Origin of the sequence: Novosphingobium beihaiense, from assembly GCF_022832375.1 — a bacterium.
Classification (GTDB): domain Bacteria; phylum Pseudomonadota; class Alphaproteobacteria; order Sphingomonadales; family Sphingomonadaceae; genus Novosphingobium; species Novosphingobium beihaiensis.
The window spans coordinates 1-3,155 of record NZ_JALHLG010000085.1 but is presented as its reverse complement, the minus strand read 5'-3'; the positions used below and the strand labels follow the sequence as shown (position 1 = coordinate 3,155).

Annotated in this window: 6 protein-coding genes; 5 read left to right on the top strand and 1 reads right to left on the bottom strand. The window is 56.6% G+C overall.

Going from position 1 to position 3,155, the window contains the following annotated elements; translation table 11 throughout:
* The 5 genes from MTR66_RS20955 to MTR66_RS21315 all read left to right on the top strand — a co-directional run.
* Window positions 1-380: chemotaxis protein CheW (locus MTR66_RS20955; RefSeq protein WP_243924655.1), on the top strand; the 380-nt coding region annotated here is incomplete at its 5' end.
* 7 nt (window positions 381-387) lie between these two features.
* The gene (locus MTR66_RS20950) at window positions 388-714 is read left to right on the top strand and encodes a hypothetical protein (protein ID WP_243924653.1); all 327 of its coding nucleotides are present in this window, start codon (window positions 388-390) and stop codon (window positions 712-714) included.
* Between the two features lie 170 nt (window positions 715-884).
* Complete coding sequence (locus MTR66_RS20945) at window positions 885-1,568, top strand: DUF938 domain-containing protein (RefSeq protein WP_243924651.1); 684 nt, start codon at window positions 885-887, stop codon at window positions 1,566-1,568.
* Window positions 1,569-1,665: 97 nt separating this feature from the next.
* Window positions 1,666-2,625 (top strand): AbiTii domain-containing protein, encoded by a 960-nt coding sequence (locus MTR66_RS20940; RefSeq protein ID WP_243924650.1) that lies wholly within the window; start codon window positions 1,666-1,668, stop codon window positions 2,623-2,625.
* A gap of 12 nt (window positions 2,626-2,637) precedes the next feature.
* A complete protein-coding gene (locus MTR66_RS21315; protein WP_327194537.1) occupies window positions 2,638-2,748 on the top strand; it encodes a hypothetical protein in 111 nt (36 codons plus the stop codon).
* A 58-nt stretch (window positions 2,749-2,806) separates the two neighbouring features.
* Here the strand turns inward: MTR66_RS21315 and MTR66_RS20935 are convergent.
* Window positions 2,807-3,155 (bottom strand): hypothetical protein (locus MTR66_RS20935; protein WP_243924647.1); only part of this gene is annotated, 349 nt, incomplete at its 5' end.

Below are 3,155 nucleotides of genomic sequence, written 5' to 3'. Positions count from 1 at the left end.
CGATCCGCGAAATCCGCGCCTGGACCCCGGTCACGCCGATGCCGCGTGTGCCGTCTTACGTCGCAGGGGTGGTCAACCTGCGCGGCACGGTCCTGCCGGTGATCGATCTCGCCGCCCGTCTGGGCTGGACGCCTACCGAGGCGACCCCGCGCCACGCGATCATCGTGTGCCAGGTCAATGGCCAGTCGCAGGGCCTGATCGTCGATTCGGTCAGCGATATCGTTGCGCTCAACACCGATACGCTGCAGCCGCCGCCGACCACCGGGCAGGAAGACGTCACGCCGTTCCTGGAAGGCCTTGCCGCCATCGAGGAGCGCATGGTCATGGTGCTTGATCTGCAGGCGCTCAGCGCTTCCGAGGATCACGCGATCGCGGCCTGAAGCGATGATGCACGAACCTAAATTCACGGCAATGGCCGAAGTGCTGGGCGAACTCGGAGCCGAGATCGAAGCCCTGGGCGAAGTGCTGTGCCGTGATGAGGATTTCGCTGCTCGGCATATGCGCGAGTTGCAGGCGATCGATCTGATTGCCCAGAAGCAGCGCGTGCTGGCTACCATTCTCGCGGCAGGTTTCAGCGCCAGCGAGATGCGCAGTATCAGCCTGGAGGCGCTGCGCCACCGCTTCAGCGGTTTCATAGAAGAGACCGACTCTTCGTCTTGCGAAGTCAAGATCAGCGGTCCGGGCGAACCGGACACGCTGGGCTTGTGGGAGTGATGCCAGCCGCCAATCCGTGACGGCGCCGGGATACCGGGTGCGGCACGGAACAAGAGCCGGAAAGGCTTGAACCATGGTTCGATGAAGCGGGTTCATCGAACCATGGTTTTTGCGCGTCTGGCGCACACGGGCTTCTTGAACAGAGCCGCCGCGATCCTTATCCCGAAATGATGACCGAAGACGCCCGCCGTCAGGCCCCCGCTGCGGCCCGCAACCGCGATCCCATTCTGGCCGTGCTGCGCGAGGCGCTGCCGCCGTCGGGCCTTGTGCTGGAACTGGCAAGCGGCACGGGCGAGCACGCGGTGCATTTTTCCCGCGCGCTTCCCGCGCTCACCTGGCAGCCGACCGATCCCGATGCAGGGGCTCGCGAATCCATTGCCGCCTGGCGCGAGGCGGAAGCGCTGCCCAACCTGCTGCCGCCGCTTGCGCTCGATGCTGCCGCGCCGCAGTGGCCGGTCGAGGCAGCCGATGCGATTGTCTGCATCAACATGGACTCTAACAGTTGTGAGGCAGAAAAATCAGCAGCTTATCGAAAATACGATGCCTGCGTTTGCATCAACATGGTCCACATTAGCGAATGGGAAGCGACAATTGGGCTGTTCAGAGGGTGCTCGAAATACCTGACTGACGATGCGCCAATCATTCTTTATGGTCCGTACTTAGAAGATGACGTGGAAACCGCGCCATCCAACGTGGCGTTTGACCGCTCACTGAGAGAACGCAATCCTGCTTGGGGCCTCCGTAAGGTCGCAGATGTTGACAACGTGGCTGCTAACTTCGGCTTTAAAAGGTCGAACCGCTACGGGATGCCTGCCAACAATCTGATGCTTGTGTATCGCCATCAGGCCGTATGATTTCCGCAATCCGAACGCTCAATCGTGAGGGTCTGGACAAACTGGATAAGTGTACGATTGGGGTGGCGTTTTCAACGCTCTGAAATAATGTGTTGGGATGACCGATGCACAGTCCGAAGCAGAACACATCCTTTCTCTCAGCCGCGAATTGCTCGACGACATCGAGTTAGACCGGATCGCTAGCGACAAATTACTACTGAAGGCCAGTCGACTTGCGCGATTAGCAGGTTCCGAAGAGATCAGAAAATGGATCAGCTTCGAGATGCAAGGATACAGTGGATCTGATGACCTAGCACTCCGATACATGACCCTGACTGGTCGCTGGACGGATTACGAAGCTAAGAAGGGTTATTGGGGGCCACTCGCACAACAAGAAGCGGCAATCGAAACGCAGAAGGCTAGGATTGAGGCAACCAAACTTGGCTCGATGTCCGGCGAGAACATGGTTTTCGTTGTCGACCGTCTGAACAGAAGTCACAGCGCACTCAGCGCTTCCATCAATCAAATGTCGGGGGTCAGGTCACGCGTTCTAGGAATGATCCATAATTTCGTTTCAGGGGTCTATTACGAGCGTCAGTTTGCGGATGTCGCAGCTACTACGTTTGAAGCTTACAAAAAGGAGGTCGACGCGCTCATAGCCGAGAGCGCCGGAGATGTTCTCGTGAAAATCCCATCAGTCATCGCGCGATTGCGCGAAAAAGACGAAGAGGCAGTGAGCCAAGCTCTCACAACATGCCGGCGGATTTTGGAGGGGTTTGCAGACGCCATTTTCCCTCCGTCTGACGAGACGTATGAGCTAGGTGGAAACACACTTAGTCTGGACGCCAGCAAGCATCAGAATAGGATTAATGTTTACATTGCTTTGCGGACTGAAAGCTCCTCGCGACGAACTAGGCTGCGACAAAACATCAGCAATCTTTTCGACCGAGTGTCTACCGGTGTTCACAAAGAGGTCACGGCAGAAGAAGCGTATTCTCTGTTTCTGAACGTCTATCTGTTCCTAGGCGAGGTTCTTAATTTGGGCGCTGCGGTTAGCGACGAAATTGAAGTTTGCTGACCTTACTATGGCATACGCAATGTTGCAGATATGGATGAAGTCGCTGCGGAATTTGGCTTCAAACGGACTACCCGCGTTGAAATGCCTGCCAACAACCTTATGCTGATTTATCGCAAGGGTTAGGCAAGCTGGCGACGTAGCTTTCGAGTGCCGAAATGATGGCGCTTAAAGTCACAGGACGTCACGTGACCTGCTGCAATGCTGAGCGGCACTCGCGGATGAGCGTGTCTGGTTGATCCGAAGCAAATACCATGTCCACGATCTCGCGGACGATGCGGGCACGAACCGGAATTTTCAGAACTTCGCCGGGATCGTAGAAAATTTTATGTGCCTGCTTCATGGCCCGGACCATCGCCTCGATATTGTGGTTCGCGACGATATCGCCGCTAGCCGTATCCCATGAACTGGACTTCGTGGCATCGACACAGACATCTCCCACAGTGATTGCGCGGGCAATTGCGGTGTCAGCACCGCGAAAACGTCTACTAGAGTTTTTCTGATTCAGATTGAGGCATATCCTGCTCCGCTGA